The organism is Candidatus Woesearchaeota archaeon (assembly GCA_016214075.1).
Classification (GTDB): domain Archaea; phylum Nanobdellota; class Nanobdellia; order Woesearchaeales; family DSVV01; genus JACRPI01.
This window is the reverse complement of record JACRPI010000013.1, coordinates 53,528-75,636: the sequence shown is the minus strand read 5'-3', so window position 1 is coordinate 75,636 and position 22,109 is coordinate 53,528. Positions and strand designations below refer to the sequence as shown.

Here is a 22,109-nt window from a genome sequence, read left to right as displayed (position 1 = left end):
TTTCTGTACATAATAATAACCCCATTGCGCCAAAAAAGGCGCAATGGGTCCCCCTGACAACAACGCTTTTGCTGGTGCGTGTTTTTACTCTTCTAAATAATCTCTTAAATCCATGGAAAAACAAAGCTTTAAATATCTGTATGCGTCTAAAAATTCCATGGTTGAAAGCAAGTGGCGAAAACAGAAAAAAGCGCATGAACCTACAACAGAAGGGGTTTGCCCGTATTGTAAAAAGCATGTGAAAGCACTCGAAGCGCACATGAAGATTAAACACTTGAAAGAATTGAAAAAGAAAGCAAAGAAATAATTAGAATATTCCTGGTTCTAGTGGTCTTTTTATTGTTTCATCAAACATTTCTGTCAACAATTTTATAAAGCATTATTTGTTTCTTCAGGATAAGAAAGTGAAGATACTATGCCTGAATACTCCATGAAAGAATCACAAAATCCTTTGATTATTCCTGCCGCACTTCTTTTAACAGCATTGCCCTACGCTGCAGCATTTTATCACAATGAGCAACTTTGTAAGGAAGATCCTGCTGTATGTGCTGTTTATGAACAAAAATATAACATAGAACAACACAATTTTGATTTGACCGGCGCGCTTGAACATGGAATGACAAAACTAGAAGAACTTATTCACACATATACGCAGTAAAGTATTTATACTTTGTTTTTTTTAAAATTCTTTATGGATCTTCAAAAAAAGAAATGCAAGCCCTGCGAAGGTGGTGTGCCAGCACTTTCTGATTTGCAAGCACAACGCTTTTTGAAAATGCTCAAAGGGTGGAAACTTGTTTCTGGACGAATTGAGAGAGATTATACATTCAAAGATTTTGTGGACGCGTCTTCTTGGCTTGAACGCGTGAAATTTCTCGCAGAAGCAGAAGAGCATCATCCGGATATTCATTGGACATGGAACAAGATTACCCTTGTTTTGTGGACGCACGCTATCCATGGGTTGAGCGAGAATGATTTTATTCTGGCTGCGAAGATTGACGCGTTGGGGAAGTGATTATTTTTTCTTATTTCATCCATTCGGGTTCCACTACTTCCCTAAACACCGTCGTATAATTCGTAAACTCACCAAGTTCTCCCAAATCTTCAAGATAAATTGGGTTGTCCATTCTGAAGACATAAAACGTTACCCCTTTCGCAGTCTGAAGATCATCACTTGCGACTTCCCATTGGCCTGTTGTTGTGTCTAATGTAATCTGCCCTAACATTGCAGGCGTCATATTGACTTCTGGATATTCCACAGTTTCATTGCCGTAGGTTTCATTTCGCGCAGGAATTATGACTCCTGCCTGATCAAGCAACAATGCGTTTACTGTGTATGTTCCACTGACTAAACTGATATTTACTGGTTCATCTTTTGTGACAGTTACGACTTGCGAATATGGTGTTTCAAATAATTGGTCAGGAACTTTTTCCAACGTGACAAGAACACTATCTGTTCTGCTCATGTCAAACGCAAGATTTCGTAATGACGCCGCGCTCATGCTTTGATTTAATCGCGCGCTTGGAATGAATTTTATCTCTACTGGAACACTTTTGATTGGTTCAAGAAGCACAATTATTTTTCCATCCTGCTCAGGAAGTGTATCTATGCTGCTGTACGCTGTATAATATCCTGTCGCGTCAATTCGCACTGCGCCACCGACACACACTGGGAATGTACTTTCATAATCTCCTGCCGCGTTTGTCGCGCCCATTAAACAGGTGCTATACGTTCCACAACGATACGCAACAGACGCGCCATTGATCGCGTCTCCTGTTATTCCATTATACGCGCTGACTTCTACTGTTCCGCTCAATCGTTGCGCAGCATCGCAGATCAATGTTTTTTCTGGCACTTCTGCTGTGGAGTATATTGTTTCATTTGTTTCCGCGTCAATGCCAGAAGGATAGGTTGTTGGAACCCCTTCTTTGAGCGAGATTTCGACTTTTGAGGAATCCCATGGTCCAAATGTGCCGTCTCCTTTTGCCCACTCCATCAGGTTCTTATTGTCTCTGATGTTTGCTTCCATGGCAATGAGGAATGTGTAGCCTTCTCCGCTGAATGATTCTTCGTCTCGCAGCGAAACAACAACAGGATAACTTACATCATAGAAAAATGAATAATGATTTGTTTGAATAGGGGGAAGAATGTTGAGCGGAAATTCACTTTTGTAGCTGTTTGGTTTGAGCAATTCACCGACTTTTGGCGTTATTTCCATATAATAATCAGTTGCTTCATCGATAGGAGAGAGGAAATTAATTTTTAGATCTCCAAACGGATACTCACTTTCTCTCGTGAGCATCTTAAAGAATCCTGTTCCGTACTTGTTCTCTGGCGTTAATTCCACAACCCCTGTTGTTCCTTGAATCTGGATTAATGGAAAATAGGTTCCCAAATATTGGCCGAGCTGTTCTTTGACATTTTGTTTTATCCAGTATATTACTTCATATCCTTCTGTAAACGCGGCGATAGGAGGCAAACGCTCTTCATCGAGTCCACTATACGCGCTAATAATGTTGAGAAGGATCTGCTCGAAAAACTGATTTCGTATTTCCATTGAAACAATTTCCGCAGCTGCGTTGTAGATCTCTTTTAATGGAACGTCTTTTTCTACATACCAATTTCCTAATGATCCACTTGCGTCTCCATTTGTCCACGTTATTGGATAGTTTAACTGTGCATACACTGCTTTGTCGCCGATGGACATGGTAATTACTGGCGCTTCTGTTTCTGTAATTTCATATTGCTCTAATGACTCGAAATTGTTCAGGCATTCCTGTAATTCATCAGTGATGTACGATGCCATCTGTGTTTCCATTGTTTCTAGTGTCGGAATATTTTTTGTTGTTATGGAACATCTTGTGCAGCCGTGGGTTGTGTCTTCATACCACCAGTACGGAATTTGAAGCGCGCCAAACGGCGCAGTGTCGCTTGATGTCGCATCTGTCTCATCAATAGAAAAACTTCTGCCATGCACATCTGTTCTACTCAGATTGATATAACCCCCTTGCTGACCAATGAGAAGAATTGCGCCCTTTGTGGTTTCTTCGAGGCATGAGGAGACATAATTCTGCACGACAAGCGCTGCTCCTTCTGCTTCATCTTGCTTTAACGCAATGCCTGCTTCTGCTTCAATAACTTGTGTTCGGATGTAATAGAAAATTCCAATCCCTAAGAGAAGGATGAGTCCAATGACTATGAAAATAGTCACCTGTCCTCTTTTTTCTCCCACGCTAACACCCCTTTTTGAATATGAACTATTGATTACTCTACTCCCTTTAGATTCTTAGCTATGTAACATTTTTTGCAATAACAAAAAAGTAAAATCGTACCCAACTCATTGTTATCAATAATAATGCGAGCATCGCCACGCCCAATGTTGGAGGCGCGATAAGATTGACAATGATTATAATTAGGATTGCGCAGACAAACACTGTAATCGGCGCAACGCCAATGAGTACAACAAAGTGTCTGAATTTTTTTACTCCTACAATAAATGTTTCCTTGAACAATGCAATCCATGTGTGCTTCTCCGTCAATAACAATCTAAAAAATGGAGTGAAATACATGTATCCCGCAAGTACAATAATCAACGATATTGCCGCCGCTCGTACTTCAAATCCTAAAAAAACAATGACTGCAACAAGAAACCACAACGATTGCCAGAGCATGTTCATCCACAAGAATTTTTTGAAGTACGTTATGGTGAGTTTTATGTTTTTGAGATGCATCCAAATCATTGCCTTGTACGCGCTGGTTACTGCAAAAAAAGCAGCCAGGCTTGCGATGAGGACGATTCCTAATTTGATGAGTGATGATTTAAACAAAAATAATGACTGACTCATCGCGTTTGTAACTGCAGGGTTTGTCGCGCCATTTGTCGCAGAAAGATTGAGGTATATTCCAAGGAATGATTGTAATGACGCCGCAAGTGGAAGCGCGACTGTTCTGAGAATTACGATGAACAGCATAAATAATCCCGCTATTGCAAGAACATACGCGATGTCAAAAATAAGCGTCATCGCGAATGCCTTATCCAGCTTGCTGAACGAATGATACCACCACTGCAAATGCGCGGTTTTTGTTTTTTTCACTTCTTCTTTTTTTTGTTTTTTCATTGTCTTATTCTTTTATTCCTTTCATTTCTTCGTCAGTAGCTTGTTTTTTCGACGATAGGAACTTTTAATGCTTCAGAACCATCTTCCATAACTATCTGAATATGCGTGTAGACAACATCTGTCTCTACTGTTTCATAACTCGCGTCTCCTGTCTCCGCTGTCGCGTATCCAGTGTAGACTTCTTCTGTGTCTCCATCTTCATCAATAAGATAGATAGTGTACGTGATGCTTTCGCTCAATGGCTGGACGTACCATCCCATTTCGTAAAGTGTCGTGTCGTAGAGGGGTGTGGAGAAACCTTGAAGTGTTAGGGTGAGTTTTGAAACAGGCTGAAAGTTTGCTGCTTCTGCGCTACTGTAGACATCACTTGGTGTTTCTGTTCCAGCCCAATTCTGGCAAAAAAGGATTTCTTCTTCACTGACTTCATACCAATCTATAGGATCTGTTAGTTCTCTTCCTGTTGTATAATAAGTATCACTTGCGCCTTCATCACCATAATCTAAGTAATATTGCGCGTACGCTACTCCTGTAAGAAGGAGAAAGAGAAAAATAAGCATAATGCCCTGTAGTGCTTTTGCTTTCATGTTTGTTTTTCTAGGTCTTTTCCTTTAAATATCTTTGGGTGCTTCTGTTTAGTTTCCATTGCCGTAAAGCGCTTCCTGGATTTCTCTATACCTTGGACCAAGCGCCATTTCTATTGGTACATGTTGTCCAAGTCCATCTGCAAGCTCTCGTTGCTGCTCTAAAATCTTATTATGGTATCTTCTTGCTTCATCTCTGTTCCCCTTAACAAGATATGCGTGAAGCAATCTGTATGGGTCTGTTTCAAGGAGTTTTGTTAGATCTTCTCCCCATCTACTTGTGGTGACGCTCGCAATGTCGTCAATTGTTTGTTCCGCTGTCATGTGTTTCTCCTCCTTGTTTTACGACTTCATGAAGCAGTTTCAAAAACAAAAGAAATTTCTGAACAAAATGGACAACACTATGTTTCTACTCTCTCTAGAATTCAAGAAAAAACTTCAGAAGTTGTATTGGTCAATGCAGTGGGCTTTAGCCAAAACTAAAATAAAACTGAACTCTACTGCATTGTTTGTTCATAGCGTTTTGTAGGAGCTGGAAATATATAAAGGGTTTGACATATTTTGTTAATCATATGAAATATTGCATAAAATATATAACTGACAAAGAAAAAGAAGACGGTGAGGCGGGGACTTGAACCCCGACTCGTCCTGGTAGACGAAACAGCTCACTGAAGCCTACACTCAAAGTGGGCTTCATCAGGCTGCCGCAATAACCGTTATGCGACCTCACCAATGTTTTATACTTTTCTTAGAACAAACTTATTAATAGATCTTCCGACGAGTTTTCCGAAAATCTTACGAACATTCCGAAGGATTTTCGGATAAGCCGAATTAGTTTCGGAAAAAATGAAAAAAGACGTGTTTTTTTCGCTTAAACCGAAAGAATATTCAAAATTTCTTTGACAAACATTTATAATCCACTCCTTGTTTTTTTGCTCGTATGAAAGTTCTCCTTGTGTATCCTCCATTTTGCACCCCTACCATGCTGCCGTATTCTATTTCCTACTTGAAGAATTTCTTATACAATAATTTAGATGTGGATGTGAAATGTCTCGATCTTAACGCAAAATTTCATTATTTACGCTTTCCTGCGTTGCACAACGCAATTGTAGAACTTCGTCAGAAAAAGTCGTATACTCCTGAGGCCCTGCAACAGTACGCAATGGTTCTTGAAACTATAGAAAAAGAGGCAGCAGATATTTATTACGCGAACAACAAAGCAGTTCTTGCTGGACAGCAACCTGAGTTTTTGCAAGAACTTATGTCCTTTATTGTTGACGAGAAACCTGACCTTGTCGCGTTTAGTTTAGTTTATAGTAGCCAATGCTTCTACACAAAAGCGATTCTTGATGAGCTTAAGAAGCATGGAATCGCTACTCTCGTTGGCGGTCCTGCGGTGAACTCCAAAATAAAAGCGCTTTGTCAATTTATGGCAAACGAAGTGGAAATGGTTGAATCCATTGCGAAAGAACATCCTGCGTTGAAGAAGTATGATGATCAGAAAGGAAATAATAATAAGAATGAACATCCGTATCATTGCGACACTATTCCTGATTTTTCTGATTATCTTCTTGAAGAATATTTCTTGCTGGAAAAAATGGTTCCCATCAAAACCTGCAGTACTTGTTTTTACAAACAATGCACGTTCTGCACGCATTTCGCTGATGTTCCTTACTTAGAGTATAATGTGGATAACATTCGCAAAACTATTGTTCAGAGCGGCGCGAAGTATATTTTTTTCGTCGATGACATGATCGCGAAAAATAGATTGCTCGAACTTGCGGCAATGCTCAAGCCGCTTGGGGTAAAATGGTGGTGTCAACTTCGTCCGACAAAAGATCTTCTCGAAGTATTTCCTGAGTTATACGCGTCTGGTTTGCATACTGTCTCCTGGGGGGTTGAATCCGGCAATCAACGTATTCTCGATCTTATGAAAAAAGGAACACATGTGGAGATTGCGGCAAACGTTCTTCAAAAAAGCCACGACGCGGGGATTCGAAACGCGACCTATATTATGTTTGGATTTCCAACAGAAACAAAAGAAGAATTTCTTGACACGATCACTTTCCTTAAACAGAATCAAAACGTTATTGATCTTGTCACGACGAGTATTTTTGGATTACAGAAAGGTGGGAAAGTATACGCGAACCCTGACGCGTATGGCATTTCCGAAGTTGTGGAGAAAGAGAGGACTGTTCTTGACAAAAGTATTACCTATATCACGACAACAGGCATGCAGCGGGAAGACGCGCGAACGATGCGCAGAAAATACATGAAGACCATTAAGAACATTGACAAATTACCTCGAATTCTGAATTATTTCAAAGAACAAGTTTTGTTGTGGTAGGATCTTGCTTTTTCTCGTCCAGCATTTCAATATTTTCTTTAAAAAGAAAAAACACTCGACCCCTACATTTTTATATCAGTACCCACTTTCCTACAAAATACAATGTCGTATCAATTAATCATTACCGAGAAGCCAAGCGCCGCGAAAAAGATCGCAGAAGCATTAGCAGATGGCAAGCCCATCAAAAAAACAGATGGGAAAGTCACGTATTGGGAACTCACCCACGGCAAACAAGATATTGTTATCGCGCCAGCGGCAGGTCACTTGTATACCATTACTGAATCTGAAAAAAAAGGATGGACGTATCCTGTCTTTGATGTCAAATGGGTAGAAACATCTGAAGTGGACAAAGGCGCGGAACACACTGCCGCGTTTGTCAAAACATTAAAAAAATTATCAAAGAAAGCAACTTCTTTTATTCTCGCGACAGATTACGATATTGAAGGAGACGTTATTGGGTTTAACATTCTTAAATTTTGCTGCAACAAAAAAGAACATGACGCAAAACGAATGAAATATTCGACGTTGACGACTGATGAACTTCGTGAATCGTACACGCATCCTGAAAAAACCATTAACTGGGGGCAGACTAACGCAGGGCTGACACGACACGAACTTGATTGGTATTATGGGATTAATTTAAGTCGAGCGTTAAGTTTGGCTGTGAAAGCCGCAGGAAGTTTTAAGATTCTCAGTTCAGGAAGAGTTCAAGGTCCGTCACTCAAGATTGTCGTTGATAGAGAAAAGGAAATCATGGCTTTCAAACCTGAACCATTCTGGCAAATTGAACTCATCGGTTCTGTCAAAAATGAACACAAAAAAGATGTCGCGCTTTCCGCATGGCACAAAGAAGATCGTATCTTTGATAAGAAAAAAGCAGAGCAAATTATGCATCACACCAAAGGAAAACCTGCAGTGATTGTAGAGATTTCTAAAAGGCAGTTTGAACAAGCTCCTCCTACTCCGTTTGATTTGACTACTTTGCAAACAGAATCGTATAGATGTCTGAAATATCAACCAAAAAGAACACTTGAGATTGCACAAGAGTTGTATTTAGGCGGGCTTATTTCTTATCCTCGTACTTCCTCTCAACAATTACCTGAACAACTGGGGTATAAGAAATTATTGCAAGCGCTTGAGAAAAATCCAGAATACAAAGAACTTGCTGGGCGATTACTTGGACGAGGGGTTTTGAAACCAAACAATGGAAAGAAAACTGATCCCGCGCATCCTGCTATTTATCCGACTGGCCAACGAGCGCATCTTGATGGACAAAAAGCGCGATTATATGATCTTATTGTCAAACGATTCCTCGCGACATTTTCAGATCCCGCGACACGTGAAACAAACTCCATGGACATTGATGTCAATAAAGAAATTTTTGTCGCAAAAGGAACTCGAACTATTAAATTAGGCTGGCATGAATTTTATGTGCCGTATGTGAAGCTTGAAGAATTAGAAATGCCTCTTGTCTCTAAAGGCGATAGCGTGAAGGTCAAGGAGATTGTGAAACATGATATGATGACGCAGCCTCCAAAACGATATACTGTCTCGTCTATCATTAAAGAGCTTGAGAAACAAAATCTTGGAACAAAAGCAACGCGCGCGTCTATTATTGAAACGTTATTTAACAGAGGATACGCTGATCCGACCACGCTTGGCGCAACGAAATTAGGAATTCAAACAGTTGAAACACTCGAGAAATATTGTCCTTCTATTCTTGATCAACAATTAACACGACATTTTGAAGAAGAAATGGAAGAGATTGAGCAGCATAAGAAAAAACCCGCGCAAGTGTTGGAAGAAGCAAAAGAAGTGTTGACGAAAATACTTGGTATCTTTAAGAAACATGAGAAACATATTGGCGCAGAGTTGATTGGTGCGAATCGTGAAGCGCAGCAAATTGCTTCAACTATTGGTCCATGTCCGCATTGTAAATATGAAGGGACACTTATGCTGAAGCGCGGGAAGTTTGGCTTATTTATCGCGTGCTCCAAATATCCTGACTGTGAAAAAACATTTAAGATTCCTGCTGCTTCATTGATTAAACCAACAGATAAAATCTGTGATGTCTGCAAGCATCCGATTATTCAAGTGATTAAGAAAGCGCGACGACCTGTCCAGTTTTGTTTGAACACGAATTGTCCTACAAAACATGAAGGAGTGTCTGCTAAAGAGATTCATGATATTGAAAGCGGAAAGACAACAAAGAATTGTCCGACGTGTAAAGCACCACTTATTTTACGCAAATCTGTGTATGGGACATTTTTGGGTTGTTCGACGTTTCCAAAATGTCGATATATTGAACGATTAGGGGAGAGACCGAAACTGAAGAAGAAAGAGGAAGATGTGAAGGTTGAGGTTAGCGCGGGAAGTGGGAATGAGGAGTAGGTTTTGCCTTATTTTACCAAAACAACCCACAATCTCTACTTACCAAATACTCTGCCATATTAAATTTTGTTGGGTCAGGAAAGTCTGTAAATGTCTGGACTTCTATAACTCGCGGCCTTTCTGAATTTCCATCAAACATAATATCAACACCAAGAAATTTCGATGCGAACGATGTTGCTGCTTTTTTCGCTTCTGTTTCAATTCCCTCTAAATATGCTTTATCTAGACCTGTATTAGGATGATGCAACACGCGCGCTCCTTGAGAGTAATTTGTCACGACACGATCTATTCCATTTACCCGCGCAAATAAATGTGGGACGTGACCATTGACTACATACGCGCGAACATCAAACTTTTCTTTTGGAAATATTTTCGGCACAATAACCTCACGTTCAACTATAACTTCATGCTCAAGTAATTGCTCTAGCAAATCTCTTCTTCCTGTGATGTCTGTAAACTGCCATGTTCCATATGTTTCATAGTTATCTAATCTTCCCTCTTCTACTTTGTAATTTGTTCTCCATCTTCCGTGCTGTAGAATACTGATTCCTTTTCCTTCTGCACCATATCCGCACTTGATAAAAACTCCGCGCTCAGGAGTGATGTATTCTAGAATTTCAGAAATATCTCGAGACGCAATGACCTCACTTGTTGGAACATTGAATGAACGCAGTTGGTTGACTGTCGCAACTTTATCTCTATCCAGCGCTGCAAATGCGGGTTCAATCACATAATTGATTCTCTGCGTATGTCCAAATTTTTGGAGTAATGCTTCCTCTCTTTCTAGAAAGAACTTTTGAAAAAGATCATATGATCTTCTGGATGTCCCATATAATTTTGTATCCTGTGGTACTTCACAGTTTGCATTCCAAAAGGTAAAAGGAAAAAAGAACATAACATGAAGCGCTTCGCCTTGGAATGGAGTTGCTGTTTCTAACTCTTCATAATCCATTCGCTGTACATGGAATCCTGCATGTTGTGCTGCACCATAAACTCTTTTGATGTTACGATCGCTATATTCTGTGTCTCCTTTTCCAAGAATCAATACATTTTGAACCATAAATACCAACGCATTATTCAATTCTGCTTCCAGGACTTACACTTTCTTGGCGATATCTTTCCCATCTTAACTTGGTTGGATCAATAATTGCTCTTTGAATAGCTTTTCCTATATCTCCGCGCTCTTCGATCCCTTCAAGCCCGCCATTATTTGCAATCAACAATGTTAATGGTGTTACCTGCTGACTATAGATACGACTTGATGTTATTGGCACTAATCCTGGATATCCATAAATACTCACATGCACATGACCTTCATCGAGATAGTATGGCTGCGCATATGTTGTGGGACGAACTGTTTCAATAGGATTAGGAAAATCTACAGAAAGATCTAAAACGACCATTCCATGCGCTGCATTTCTGACGTCTTCCCGTGTTACTAAATACCTTTTTTCATCTCTGCACTCTTGAGGCCAACTAATTCCATTAATCAACAGATCTGCATCTTTTAGATGCTCAGAAATATACGGAAAATCTTTTCTCCTGATAATCGTTACTTTCATCCCTAGCTTTGCGCACGCATCTATTGCACCACTCGATACACTCCCATATCCTAATACTATTGCTTGCATTTCATCAGGTATTTTTAGGCTGTGACGCAGTGCATAATACACACCAGCTTTTCCAGTGATATCTGTTTGATCGACCATTCTCCTTTTCTTTGTGTCCCTAATTGATTCCATCTCTACTACTGTTAACCCTTGTTTTCCTGCATGATAAACATGGGCTGGATTCTGTGCGCTATGAAACATGCTAAACAAAATACGATCTCTGTGCATCAAAGAAAATTCTGCCTCTGAAGGCGCTTTTAATTTGACGACCAAATCTGCGATCTCATACAGCGCTTCTACATCAGCAATAACTTCTGCTCCCGCACGAGTATAGTCAATATCGAAGACACCTACCCCTACTCCTGCTTCTGACTGAACAAAAACCTGATGCCCTGCTTCTGTCAAACATCTTACCGCTTCAGGAAGCATCATAACTCTCCTTTCGAGAGGATATACTTCTTTAGGTACGCCTATTCTCATTTTTTTTCACAGTTTATATTAATTATAAGGATTATATAATAAAAACGAGTAGAATGAGGCTTAATTTATAAAATTGACCAAGAAAAAAAGGTTATTGCTCTTTCACCACTACCGCAGTCCCATACACCAAAATATTTAAATATTACCTATGTTATTAATAATAAAAATAACAATAATAACAAAGGTGAGACTATGGCAACAGTATCAGTATCAGTTCCAGATGAGTTAAGAACCAAAATGCTTGCGCATGAAGAAATTAATTGGTCAGCTATCGCAAGAAAAGCGTTTGAAGAAAAAGTTTCGCAAATAGAATTCTTGAAAAAACTTGCTGCAAAAAGCAAGATTACTGAGAAAGATGCTATCGAATTAGCGGCAAACATAAATAAGGGTGTTGCAAAGAGATTTATGGAATATAAACCTCAGATTTCCACAAAAAACATATAAATAATGATTTCCTAATATCCAAAATGGCAAGACCAATTGAACCAACCCCTGTGTTAGAAGGGAAAGACGCAGAAAGACTTCTTGAAGAAGTAGCGAATGCTACATTTAGTCAGAAAAAGAAAACATTTTTGGATGAGTGTATGGCGATATATGCTCAAACCAAGAAGTGATGTGAGTGATAGATTTTTCTCATGTTAAAGCATTACGCCTCTCTAAAATATATGATTTAACAGCATTTGACTGTGGAGATAAGGACATTAATGAATTTCTGAAAGAAGATGCTTTGATTTATCAGGATAAAAAACTTGCGACGACAACTATTTTTACTTGTAATGATGAAGTTATTGGTTTTTTCTCAACCGCGGCAGATTCACTTAAATTGAAGCTAACTGAAAAAGAAAGTCATGATATTGAGAAAAAACCTATTGCAGAGTTTCCAGCTATAAAAATATCTCGAATAGGAAGGGATACAAAATATAAAGGTCAAAAAGTTGGAGAAGATATTTTGAAATGGGCAGTGGGGTATATCTTAAAGTGTTCTGAAATGACAGCAGTCAGGTTTGTAACTGTGGACGCGTATCCAAATAAAGTAAAATGGTATGAACAGTTTGGTTTTGTTTCTAATTTAGATAATAGATACATCAAAAAAGATCACCACGTGAGTATGCGCTATGATCTTTTTAATCAAACCTCAAAAGATTAAACTATTTCAGAATCACCACAATCCTGCCCAAAACCCCCGTGGTGACTAAAAATTTAAAAATAAGCGAATTTCTGTCATTTGTGGTGCCTATATGTTTGTCAGAAAAAAGAACGTCAACGGAAGAGAATACTATTATCTTGTAGAATCAACACGAATCGCAGACAATAAATGGAAAAAAATAGAAAGATACATTGGTCTCAACCCTCCTTCTGCGAAAGATGTAACTGCTTTTGGAAAAGAATTTAACAAAGTCGCGCTTTTTTTTGCCCAGAACAACAAAACACTGGATGAGATACAAACAAAATACCAAAACAAGATTAAACAGGCAGCAACAGATGAACTGTATCAATTAGAAAATGAGATTATTACTCAATTTACTTATGACACGAACCGAATAGAAGGCTCTACACTGAGCTATAAAGACACAAAGATGCTTCTTGAAGAAGGGATTAGTCCTAAAGAAAAACCAATTAGGGACATTAAAGAAGCTGAGAATCACAAGCAAGCGTTTCTCTACATGAAACAACAGCTTAAAGGAGACATTTCAAAAGAGTTCATTCTTGAACTTCATCGATTACTTAAAAACACAGTTACAGAAGATGCTGGAAAATTTAGAACAGGACAAGTTCGTGTTGGCACGCTTATTCCTATCTCTGCCAAATTGCTTGAGACTGAACTTGATAACCTTTTAGACTGGTATCATAATAACAAAAATAATCTCCACCCTCTGGAAACAGCAAGCGAGTTTCATAGCGTTTTTGAGCGATTACACCCTTTCTTTGATGGAAACGGAAGGGTAGGAAGGTTGCTGCTTAATTACATTCTTCTTAAAAACAAATATCCTCTTCTTATTGTTCAAAACAAAAACAAAAGAAGATATTATACAGCGTTAAAAAAAGCAGATGATGGAAATATTCTTCCCATGCTCAAATATCTCCTGTTTGAGCTGCAAGAACAAGCAAAAAATTGGTAATCACTTCACCACAACAGCAGTCCCATACACGAGAATCTCTTCTCCTGCTTGCGCGATTGTTGATGTTTGAAAGCGAACAGAAACAACCGCGTTCGCGCCACGCTTCTTTGCTTCTTCAAGCATACGCTGAACAGATTGTTCTCTTGTATCTGCCATTAAACGTGTATACTCCACGACTTCTCCGCCAATGAGATTGCGAAGACCTGCAATGAAGTCTGCGCCAACCCAGCGCGCTCGGACAGTGTTTCCCGCGACTAAACCGAGTGTTTTTGTAATCTTCTTTCCTGCTATTTGTTCTGTTGTAGTGTATTCCATACGAAAAGATATCTTCTGTTTGTTTATATATTTTGTTTAGGATTATTAGTCTAAATGAATAATAAAAGGATGAATTGTGTATTTGGTTTTGCTGGTGCGTGTTTTAGGTTGCTATGCGTTTATAATTTTGTTAGCATGCGTTTTATACGCTGAAATCTTATGTATGTCAAAAAAAACAACAAGCAATTTATACCAAAACGCATTATTCCAGAGAATGAACGACCTCATTATCGCACTGCTCCTTGGTATTGTTGAAGGCATTACTGAATTTTTGCCCATCTCCTCCACAGGACACTTGATTCTTGTGAACAACATTATTTCATTTACAGGTGCGTTTCCAACACTCTTTGATATCGTGATCCAATCTGGCGCAATTCTTGCTGTGCTTCTTTATTTTCGAAAGAAAATTATTCCTGTGCAAAAAAATACTCAAGAACGACAAAACACTCTTGAAATTTGGAAGAGAATACTGCTTAGTGTTCTTCCTGCACTCCTTCTCGGAGGTTTATTTGGTACATGGATCCAGAAAACACTCTTTACTCCGTTGGTTGTTGCGATTGCATTGCTTGTTGGCGGGCTATTTCTTCTCTTCATAGAGCAGTTTACAGAAAAAAAACAGAAGATGGCAGATATTGTGCAAGTTGGATACGCGACTGCTTTCTTTATTGGCTTGATTCAATGTTTTGCGTTGATTCCTGGTATTTCTCGAGCAGCCGCAACTATTATTGGCGCAATGCTCCTTGGCTTGAACAGAAAAACCGCCACAGAATATTCTTTTTTTCTTGCAATTCCTACGCTGCTTGCTGCGTCAGGATATTCGCTTTTTGTGTATTTTACAGAGGGGAATAATATTACTTCTCTTCAGCTTTCTACTCTTGCACTTGGATTTGTTGTTTCTTTTATCACTGCCTGGCTCGCGATTGCGTGGCTCATGAGATATATTTCCAACCATGATTTCAAATTGTTTGGATATTATAGAATTATTCTTGCGATTGTTGTTTTTATTTTGTTGTTGTGATTTTTCAAAATACAAAATTATAAATACCACTTTTATCAGAAAAAAGGTATGGATGGAAAAGAAATAAAATCTGAGACGAAAACTGAAGTAAAGCCAGAACACAAAAACGGGCATAAAAAATTTCTCTTTGTTTCCAACGAAAGCCTCAGCGGCGATCTTGCTTGGCAAATTCAGAAAGAAGGACACAAAGTTCGTTGTTATATCAAAAGCGGCACTGATCAAGATGTTTACGACGGTATTCTTGAAAAAGTTTCCAACTGGCGTGAAGAAGTCGAATGGGCAGATGTTATTGTTTTCGACGATACAGGGTTCGGAGAAATCGCAGACAAACTTCGCAAAGAAGGGAAATTAGTTGTCGGTGGAACAGCATACAGTGACCGCCTTGAAGAAGACAGAGAATTTGGCCAGTCAGAACTCAAACGCGTCGGCGTCAACGTTCTTCCTCGCTGGAATTTTACAAATATGGATGAGGCAATTGACTTTTTACAGAAAAATCCTGGACGATATGTGCTTAAACCGAGCGGATTTATTGGATCTGATCAAAAAGCACTTTTGTTTATCGCAGAAGAAGAAGATGGTAAAGATCTTCTTGAAGTCATGATGCACAACAGAAAAGCGTGGAGCAAAAAAGCAAAACACTTTCAGCTCCAAAAATATGTTACGGGCGTTGAAGTCGCTATTGGCGCTTTTTTCAATGGCAAGGATTTCATCACTCCTGTTTGTGTGAATTTTGAACACAAAAGAATGTTTCCGGGGGATATTGGGCCGTTTACTGGTGAAATGGGGACGCTTATGTTTTTCGCGCCAAGTTGTGAGATTTACAAACAAACATTGGAGAAAATGCAGCCCCTTCTTGAGGAATCCAATTATGTTGGTTACGTTGATATTAATTGCATCGCAGATCGGTATGGCATTCATCCTCTTGAATTTACTTGTCGCTTTGGGTATCCTACTATCAGCATTCAAATGGAAGGAATTTTGAATCCGTGGGGAGATTTGATGTATCAGCTCGCGAAAGGAGAGCAATTTGATCTTAAGACAAAAAAAGGATTCCAAGTAGGCGTTGTTGTCGCTGTTCCTCCGTTTCCGTTTGATGACGCGAAAACATTCGCTGTCTACAAAGATTCTTCAGTTCTCTTTAGGAAACCGAGTTGGGAAGGAGTTCACCTTGGCGATGTTAAGATGGTGGAAGACGATCTTCGACTTGCGGGAGAATCGGGCTACGCGCTTGTCATTACTGGCTCAGGAACTACTGTTGACGACGCGAGAAAACAGGCGTATAACCGCGTGAAAAATATTATGCTGCAGAACATGTTTTATCGCGTGGATATTGGCGCGAAATGGGTCAATGATTCAGATAGATTGCATACGTGGGGATATTTGTATTAAATTTTTTAAAATAGGGCAATTTTGATTAGAATTTCTTTCCTACTTCTTTATACGCTTCCCTAAATGACATTCCTTTTTTGACGAGCTTATACGCTTCTTCTGTCGCATACAATTCTTTACTGCTTGCAGCAGCTTCGCAGCTCTCTTTATTTACTTCCAACATACTAAGAACATGCGCACTTATTTGCAAACAATTTTTTGTCAACTCAATCGCTTCCATAAAGGGTTGTTTGGTTAATTGAAAATCTCTGTTATATCCTGAAGGAAGATTTGTTATGATTGCGGTTATTTGTTGCGGATAACTACAAAACATCGCTGTTTTCGCGCGAAGTAATTCTATGACATCCGGATTTTTTTTCTGAGGCATAATACTGCTTCCTGTGCAAAATTCTACAGGCAACTTGAGAAAATTGTACTCTGCTGTTGTGAAAAGCATAACGTCTGTAGCGAGCTTGTTTAATGTGAGCATGACTTGCTGCAACGCCTGCAATAGAAGCAGGTCAAACTTCCCCCTACTATTCTGCACATAAAGTGTATTATTCTGCACTTTTTCAAATCCAAGTGTTTCCGCGACAAAGACCCTATCAATCGCTAATCCAGGAACGCCATAGCCAGCAGCCGCGCCCAAAGGAGATTGATTCATGATCTTTACTGCATGCTCAAGCACAAGCAGATCATCCTGAAGCGCTTCTTCAAACGCGCCAATCCATAATCCACATGTTGCAGGCATCGCGCGCTGCATGTGCGTATAGCCTGGGATTTTTACTGCGCCGTATTTTGCTTTGCACAGACAAAGTGCTGCAATAACTGCGTTTCCTTTTTCCTTTATTTTTGCTGCTTCTTCTCGTGCGTAGAGGCGCAGCGCTGCAAGAACCTGGTCATTTCTAGAGCGAGCAGTATGCACTTTTTTTCCTGCTTCTCCTAGTTTTTCTACAAGATAATTCTCAATGGCGGTATGGCAATCTTCATCTTGCTGTTTTATCTCAAACGCGCCCGTTGCAGCGAGGGCTTCAATCTCTTCCAAGCATTTTTTTATTTTTTCAAATTCTTCTTTTGTTAGAATTCCAATCTTATGAAGCATCGCGGCATGCGCGCTACTTGCTCGCGCGTCATACTTGAGTAGTTTTTTGTCTAACAGATAATCGTTGCCGACAGTAAACCGCTCAATTTCCTTGTCAAGATCGTGCCCTTTCTGCCAAAGCTTCATGTTTTTTTCATCCTATTCTTTAAGATAACGCTGTGCGCCTTCAAGCGGATCGCGTTGATGTTGATAAAACCACGGGAATCTTGCTGATTAAAGCCACCTTCGACATCCATGCTTGAAAGATCTTTATTATACAAAGAGCTTGGTGATTCTCTTCCTGTAATCATGACGTTTCCTTTATACAACGTGAGATACACTTTTCCATCAATAAGTTCCTGGCTTTTGTTGAACGCCGCCATCAAAAAATCCATTTCAGGTGAAAACCAATACCCATTGTAAATGAGTTCCGCAAATCTTGGAGAAAGAATTTCTTTTAAGCGATACACCTCTCTGTCCATCGCGATTCCTTCAATGTCCTGATGCGCTTTCCAAAGAATTGTCGCCGCAGGAGATTCATACACTCCTCTGCTTTTGATCCCTACATACCTGTTTTCAACAATATCTATTCTTCCAATGCCATTTTGCGAGCCAATTTTGTTCAGATACAGGAAGAGCTCTAACGCGTCTGTTTTTGTGGTGTTATCATCAAGATTTGTCACTTTTACCGGTGTGCCATCTTTAAATTCCACCATAAGATGTGTTTCTTTATCTGGCGCATCCTGCGGAGAAGTTGTTTTTTTAAACATTTCTTTATCAGGAGCGTGCTTTGGATCTTCCAGAATTCCTGATTCATAACTGATATGCATCAGATTCTCGTCTGTGCTATACGGTTTTTCTATTGTCGCGGTGATGGGAATATTATTTTCCCTCGCGTACTGAATCATGTCTGATCTTCCTTTAAACTGGCCGAGAAACTCTTTTTCTTTCCACGGCGCGATTATTTTAATTTTTGGGTTTAACGCGTAATACGTTAATTCAAAGCGCACCTGATCGTTTCCTTTTCCTGTCGCGCCATGAGAAACGTACTGCGCATGTTCTCTCTGCGCAATCTCTATCTGCGTTCTCGCGATTAATGGGCGCGCGATCGATGTGCCTAAAAGATATCTTCCTTCATAGACCGCGTTTCCTTTTAACGCCGCGAAAATATATTCTTCGACAAATTCGTGTTTGAGATCTTCTATGTAGACTGCAGAAGCGCCAAGCAAGGTTGCTTTTTTCTTCGCCGCCTCAAAATCTTCATCCTGTCCAATATCCGCGAGAAAAGCGACCACATCATACCCTTTATTGACGAGCCATTTAAGAATAACAGAGGTGTCTAAACCACCAGAATACGCAAGCACTACTTTTTCTTTCATATGAAATCACCTTCTCCGCCTTTTTAAAAAAGGACAAAGAGCTCAACTTTAAAAAAGTATTCCTTCTCCTTTTGAAAAGAAATCTTTATTAACTTATCATCACATTGAGATTTGTATGGAGATATTTAGCATCATTCTCATCGTTGCGGGTCTTTGTTTATTTGAAGCTATCAGCAGCATCGATAACGCGATCATCAACGCGGAAGTTCTCTCCACCATGGGAGAAAAAGCTCGGCGATGGTTCTTGCTCTGGGGGATTCTTTTCGCAGTCTTTGTTGTCCGTGGATTATTGCCTTGGGGCATTGTCTGGGCAGTGAACCCAACACTTGGTCCGATTGAAGCATTGTTCGCGACATTCAGCAATGATCCTTCTGTTATTGAAGCTGTAGAAACATCCGCTCCTCTTCTGTTAGTTGGTGGCGGCGTATTCCTCATCTTCCTCTTTTTCCACTGGATATTTTTAGAGCCAAAACACTATGGATTATATGGTGAAGAATATATTCAATCCAAAGGAGTCTGGTTTTTCGCAGTTGTTTCTGTTTTACTTTCCCTCATTGTCTGGTTCGCGCTCAAGGAAAATCCATTCATGGCGTTCAGCGCAGTTGTTGGTTCTACCGCCTTTTTCATTACGCATGGATTTAAGGAAAACGCGGCTGAGCAGGAAAAACATCTTTTGGACAAGAAAAAAACAGATCTCAGCAAGATATTCTATCTTGAAGTTATTGACGCGACATTCTCGATTGATGGTGTTTTAGGCGCGTTCGCGTTCACGCTTTCTGTTCCGCTGATTTTATTGGGGAATGGTCTTGGCGCGATTGTTTTACGACAAGTCACCGTGAGCAATGTTGAACGCATCAAGAAATATAAATACTTGAAAAATGGCGCGATGTACTCTATTTTGTTTTTAGGTTCATTCATGTTGTTGGATAGTTTTGGATTTCACATTCCACAGTGGGCTAGTCCAACAATTACCTTCGCGGCAGTAGGATTCTTTTTCTGGAAGTCGAAGAAAGAGATGAAGAAGTAGTTTGACCTCTAAAATTTTATAAACGCGCTTTCATTCATCTGTTTATGATGGATTTTACAAAGAATACTTTAGCAACATCATCATCTCCATATCTCCAGCAACACAAAGATAATCCCATCTATTGGCAAGAATGGTCTCTTGAGGTTCTCGAGCACGCACAAAAACAAAATAAACTTCTTTTTGTTTCTGTGGGTTACGCGACCTGTCATTGGTGCCACGTCATGGCTTCTGAAGCGTTTTCGAATCCTGAGATCGCGCAATTTCTTAACGAACATTTTGTCGCGATCAAAGTTGACCGAGAACAACGCCTAGATATTGACCAATACATGATGGCGTTTTTGATTGAGCAGCAAGGACATGGTGGCTGGCCACTCAATGTGATTCTCACTCCAGACCAAATACCTATGCTCGCAATGACGTATGTTCCTGTCACCCCAAAATATGGGATGCCTGGTTTCTTTCAAATTCTAGAACACGCAGTTTCCTTGTACGAAAAAAACCCTACTTCTCTTGAACAATTTGTTCCTGAATATTTTTCTGAGAGCACGATCACTTCTGTTGCTCAAGTGGAGGTTATTGAAACCATGCTTCGTTCTTTTGATAGCCACACTGCAAGCTTTCACCACGGTCCACAATTTCCGCCACACAACACCCTGCTTTTTCTGCTTGCGTATTATGAAGAGACAAAAGAGGACGCAGTGAAAAATGTTATTGAGAAAATTCTTGATACTCTTGCGACGCGCGGTCTTCACGATCACCTCCAGGGAGGATTTTATCGATATTGTGTTGATCAACAATGGACAATTCCGCATTTTGAAAAAATGCTGTATGACCAAGCACTGCTTCTTTGGGTTTTTAGCGTTGCTTACAAAATCTTGAAGAAGGACGCGTACAAAGAAGTCGCAGAAAAAATTATTTCTTGTCTTGAAGAGACATTTGAAGAAGATGGATTGTATTATTCTGGTCATGACGCAGACACAGATCATGAAGAAGGAACTACTTATCTTTGGACAAAAGAGGAGTTGGAAAAGTTTTTGTCGCCAGCAGAGTATACTGCTTTTGCTTCTTTGTATATCTTGGATGAAAATTTTGAAGGAAACATTCATTTATTAAAGAAAAAACTAGAGACAGTCCCTACTCTTGAAAAAAAACTTTTACTGCGTCGAAAAAAACGTAAACAACCGTTTGTTGATAAAAAGATTATAACAAGTTGGAATTCGCTTCTTGGCATTGCGTTTGTCATGGCAGAACGCTGCGGTTGTTCTTCTGAAGGATACAAAAAAGCGGAGATGCTCTTTGATACCCTTTTGAAAAAACATTACGAACATAAAGATTCTTCTAAAAAACTTGCGCATAGTTCTTTAGGAAACAGCGTTCAAAGCCAAGAGTTTCTTGAAGATTACGCAGCACTTCTTTTATTCGCAACCTATTTTTATGAGATAAAACATGATGAAGAGGTTAAGAAAATAATCCATGAACTTTTTCTGAGGTTGGAGTCTTTTTATGATTCTGACAAAAAACAATGGATTGAAAGTAGGAACGCTGATTTTATTACGATTCCTGCGCAAACTTATGATCATCCTACTCCCTCTAGTGTTGCTGTCGCGGAATTTACTCTATTTCGTTCGCGAATTATTTTAGGGATGGAACATTCTTCTGTAGGGTATGGATCCGCGTTTAGTCGTGATTTTCATAACTTGTTTGCATTCTATAGCGAGGGATATTTCCATATACTTCATGTTCCTTCTTCTCTTGATCTGAGATTACTTCCAGTCAACGCATTCGTGCTCAAAGGTAACGCGTTTGAAGATTGTTATAAAGGAATGTGTCAACGATTTAAAGATGAGAAAGCACTACTTGCTTTCTGCAGGAAGTGAGACTATGGAAATTATCTCTTTTCCAAAACCCCTTGTTCATGTTTTTGTCTGCGTCAATGATCGCTCTTCTCAGGAGAATCCAATGCCAAGTTGTGGACCTCGCATTCGAAAAGAAGATGTCAAAGAAATAAAACTTTGGATCAGGCAACAAGGCTGGACTGGAAAAGTGCTTTGCACGTCTTGTACTTGTCTTGGATTTTGTAATCCTGAAGCTGGCGTTGTTTGCGTTTATCCTTCAGGAAGATTTATTAAGATACAATCTCCTCAAGAGATTAAAGAAATCATTCTGAGGGAATTAGATGGAAAGTGAGCATCCATTCCTAAAATTTATCTCTTTTTTCTAATGTGTTTTTAATACTTCATTAGGGGCACAATATTTATTAAGAACCTCTTCCA

Annotated in this window: 23 protein-coding genes and 1 tRNA gene; 14 read left to right on the top strand and 10 right to left on the bottom strand. The window is 39.5% G+C overall.

The window, feature by feature from the left end:
• Positions 1-157: 157 nt before the first annotated feature.
• The 3 genes from HZC31_02860 (at position 158) to HZC31_02850 (ending at position 1,015) form a co-directional block, all read left to right on the top strand.
• The gene (locus HZC31_02860; GenBank protein MBI5002299.1) at positions 158-307 is read left to right on the top strand and encodes a hypothetical protein; all 150 of its coding nucleotides are present in this window, start codon (positions 158-160) and stop codon (positions 305-307) included.
• Positions 308-415: 108 nt separating this feature from the next.
• Complete coding sequence (locus tag HZC31_02855; protein ID MBI5002298.1) at positions 416-658, top strand: hypothetical protein; 243 nt, start codon at positions 416-418, stop codon at positions 656-658.
• A 33-nt stretch (positions 659-691) separates the two neighbouring features.
• Positions 692-1,015: a 4a-hydroxytetrahydrobiopterin dehydratase gene (locus tag HZC31_02850; protein ID MBI5002297.1), complete on the top strand. Its 324-nt coding sequence runs from the start codon at positions 692-694 to the stop codon at positions 1,013-1,015.
• Positions 1,016-1,025: 10 nt separating this feature from the next.
• Here the strand turns inward: HZC31_02850 and HZC31_02845 are convergent, their stop codons facing one another.
• The 5 genes from HZC31_02845 to HZC31_02825 all read right to left on the bottom strand — a co-directional run bounded on the left by HZC31_02845 (position 1,026) and on the right by HZC31_02825 (position 5,431).
• On the bottom strand, positions 1,026-3,233 hold the full coding sequence (locus HZC31_02845) for a hypothetical protein (protein ID MBI5002296.1): 2,208 nt from the start codon (positions 3,231-3,233) through the stop codon (positions 1,026-1,028).
• A gap of 58 nt (positions 3,234-3,291) precedes the next feature.
• Complete coding sequence (locus tag HZC31_02840) at positions 3,292-4,119, bottom strand: hypothetical protein (GenBank protein MBI5002295.1); 828 nt, start codon at positions 4,117-4,119, stop codon at positions 3,292-3,294.
• Positions 4,120-4,151: 32 nt separating this feature from the next.
• A complete protein-coding gene (locus HZC31_02835) occupies positions 4,152-4,703 on the bottom strand; it encodes a hypothetical protein (protein MBI5002294.1) in 552 nt (183 codons plus the stop codon).
• Positions 4,704-4,751: 48 nt separating this feature from the next.
• Positions 4,752-5,024, bottom strand: coding sequence for a hypothetical protein (locus HZC31_02830; protein MBI5002293.1), 273 nt, complete (start codon positions 5,022-5,024; stop codon positions 4,752-4,754).
• 292 nt (positions 5,025-5,316) lie between these two features.
• Positions 5,317-5,431, bottom strand: a tRNA-Ile gene (locus HZC31_02825).
• Between the two features lie 209 nt (positions 5,432-5,640).
• Between HZC31_02825 and HZC31_02820 the strand changes: the two genes are divergently transcribed.
• Positions 5,641-7,047 carry a radical SAM protein gene (locus tag HZC31_02820; protein ID MBI5002292.1) on the top strand — a complete coding sequence of 469 codons (1,407 nt, stop codon included), beginning with the start codon at positions 5,641-5,643 and terminating at the stop codon, positions 7,045-7,047.
• Positions 7,048-7,149: 102 nt separating this feature from the next.
• Positions 7,150-9,438 (top strand): DNA topoisomerase I, encoded by a 2,289-nt coding sequence (topA, locus tag HZC31_02815; GenBank protein ID MBI5002291.1) that lies wholly within the window; start codon positions 7,150-7,152, stop codon positions 9,436-9,438.
• 13 nt (positions 9,439-9,451) lie between these two features.
• On the opposite strand, the gene HZC31_02810 is transcribed toward topA, so the two are convergent.
• Both HZC31_02810 and HZC31_02805 read right to left on the bottom strand, forming a co-directional pair.
• Positions 9,452-10,498, bottom strand: a complete 1,047-nt coding sequence (locus tag HZC31_02810; GenBank protein MBI5002290.1) for a hypothetical protein — start codon at positions 10,496-10,498, stop codon at positions 9,452-9,454.
• 13 nt (positions 10,499-10,511) lie between these two features.
• Complete coding sequence (locus HZC31_02805) at positions 10,512-11,528, bottom strand: hypothetical protein (GenBank protein MBI5002289.1); 1,017 nt, start codon at positions 11,526-11,528, stop codon at positions 10,512-10,514.
• Between the two features lie 192 nt (positions 11,529-11,720).
• Between HZC31_02805 and HZC31_02800 the strand changes: the two genes are divergently transcribed.
• The 4 genes from HZC31_02800 to HZC31_02785 all read left to right on the top strand — a co-directional run bounded on the left by HZC31_02800 (position 11,721) and on the right by HZC31_02785 (position 13,648).
• Positions 11,721-11,972, top strand: coding sequence for a hypothetical protein (locus tag HZC31_02800; GenBank protein MBI5002288.1), 252 nt, complete (start codon positions 11,721-11,723; stop codon positions 11,970-11,972).
• 23 nt (positions 11,973-11,995) lie between these two features.
• Entirely contained in the window at positions 11,996-12,142 is a 147-nt protein-coding gene (locus HZC31_02795; GenBank protein ID MBI5002287.1) for a hypothetical protein, read from the top strand.
• A gap of 5 nt (positions 12,143-12,147) precedes the next feature.
• Complete coding sequence (locus HZC31_02790) at positions 12,148-12,675, top strand: GNAT family N-acetyltransferase (GenBank protein ID MBI5002286.1); 528 nt, start codon at positions 12,148-12,150, stop codon at positions 12,673-12,675.
• 91 nt (positions 12,676-12,766) lie between these two features.
• Positions 12,767-13,648, top strand: coding sequence for a Fic family protein (locus HZC31_02785; protein MBI5002285.1), 882 nt, complete (start codon positions 12,767-12,769; stop codon positions 13,646-13,648).
• Here HZC31_02785 and HZC31_02780 read toward each other — a convergent pair whose 3' ends face one another.
• A complete protein-coding gene (locus tag HZC31_02780) occupies positions 13,649-13,963 on the bottom strand; it encodes a YbjQ family protein (protein MBI5002284.1) in 315 nt (104 codons plus the stop codon).
• A 214-nt stretch (positions 13,964-14,177) separates the two neighbouring features.
• Between HZC31_02780 and HZC31_02775 the strand changes: the two genes are divergently transcribed.
• Positions 14,178-14,981 (top strand): undecaprenyl-diphosphate phosphatase, encoded by an 804-nt coding sequence (locus HZC31_02775; GenBank protein ID MBI5002283.1) that lies wholly within the window; start codon positions 14,178-14,180, stop codon positions 14,979-14,981.
• Between the two features lie 48 nt (positions 14,982-15,029).
• Complete coding sequence (locus HZC31_02770; protein ID MBI5002282.1) at positions 15,030-16,370, top strand: phosphoribosylamine--glycine ligase; 1,341 nt, start codon at positions 15,030-15,032, stop codon at positions 16,368-16,370.
• A gap of 25 nt (positions 16,371-16,395) precedes the next feature.
• Here the strand turns inward: HZC31_02770 and argH are convergent, their stop codons facing one another.
• Positions 16,396-17,577, bottom strand: a complete 1,182-nt coding sequence (argH, locus tag HZC31_02765) for an argininosuccinate lyase (GenBank protein ID MBI5002281.1) — start codon at positions 17,575-17,577, stop codon at positions 16,396-16,398.
• Positions 17,574-18,809 (bottom strand): argininosuccinate synthase, encoded by a 1,236-nt coding sequence (locus HZC31_02760; protein ID MBI5002280.1) that lies wholly within the window; start codon positions 18,807-18,809, stop codon positions 17,574-17,576. The genes argH and HZC31_02760 overlap by 4 nt, the downstream gene beginning before the upstream one ends.
• 115 nt (positions 18,810-18,924) lie before the next feature.
• On the opposite strand from HZC31_02760, the gene HZC31_02755 reads away from it, so the two are divergent.
• The 3 genes from HZC31_02755 to HZC31_02745 are packed head-to-tail and all read left to right on the top strand — an operon-like array spanning position 18,925 to position 22,023.
• A complete protein-coding gene (locus HZC31_02755) occupies positions 18,925-19,836 on the top strand; it encodes a DUF475 domain-containing protein (protein ID MBI5002279.1) in 912 nt (303 codons plus the stop codon).
• A 44-nt stretch (positions 19,837-19,880) separates the two neighbouring features.
• Complete coding sequence (locus HZC31_02750) at positions 19,881-21,713, top strand: thioredoxin domain-containing protein (protein MBI5002278.1); 1,833 nt, start codon at positions 19,881-19,883, stop codon at positions 21,711-21,713.
• Positions 21,679-22,023: a (2Fe-2S) ferredoxin domain-containing protein gene (locus HZC31_02745; GenBank protein MBI5002277.1), complete on the top strand. Its 345-nt coding sequence runs from the start codon at positions 21,679-21,681 to the stop codon at positions 22,021-22,023. The genes HZC31_02750 and HZC31_02745 overlap by 35 nt, the downstream gene beginning before the upstream one ends.
• Positions 22,024-22,109 lie beyond the last annotated feature (86 nt).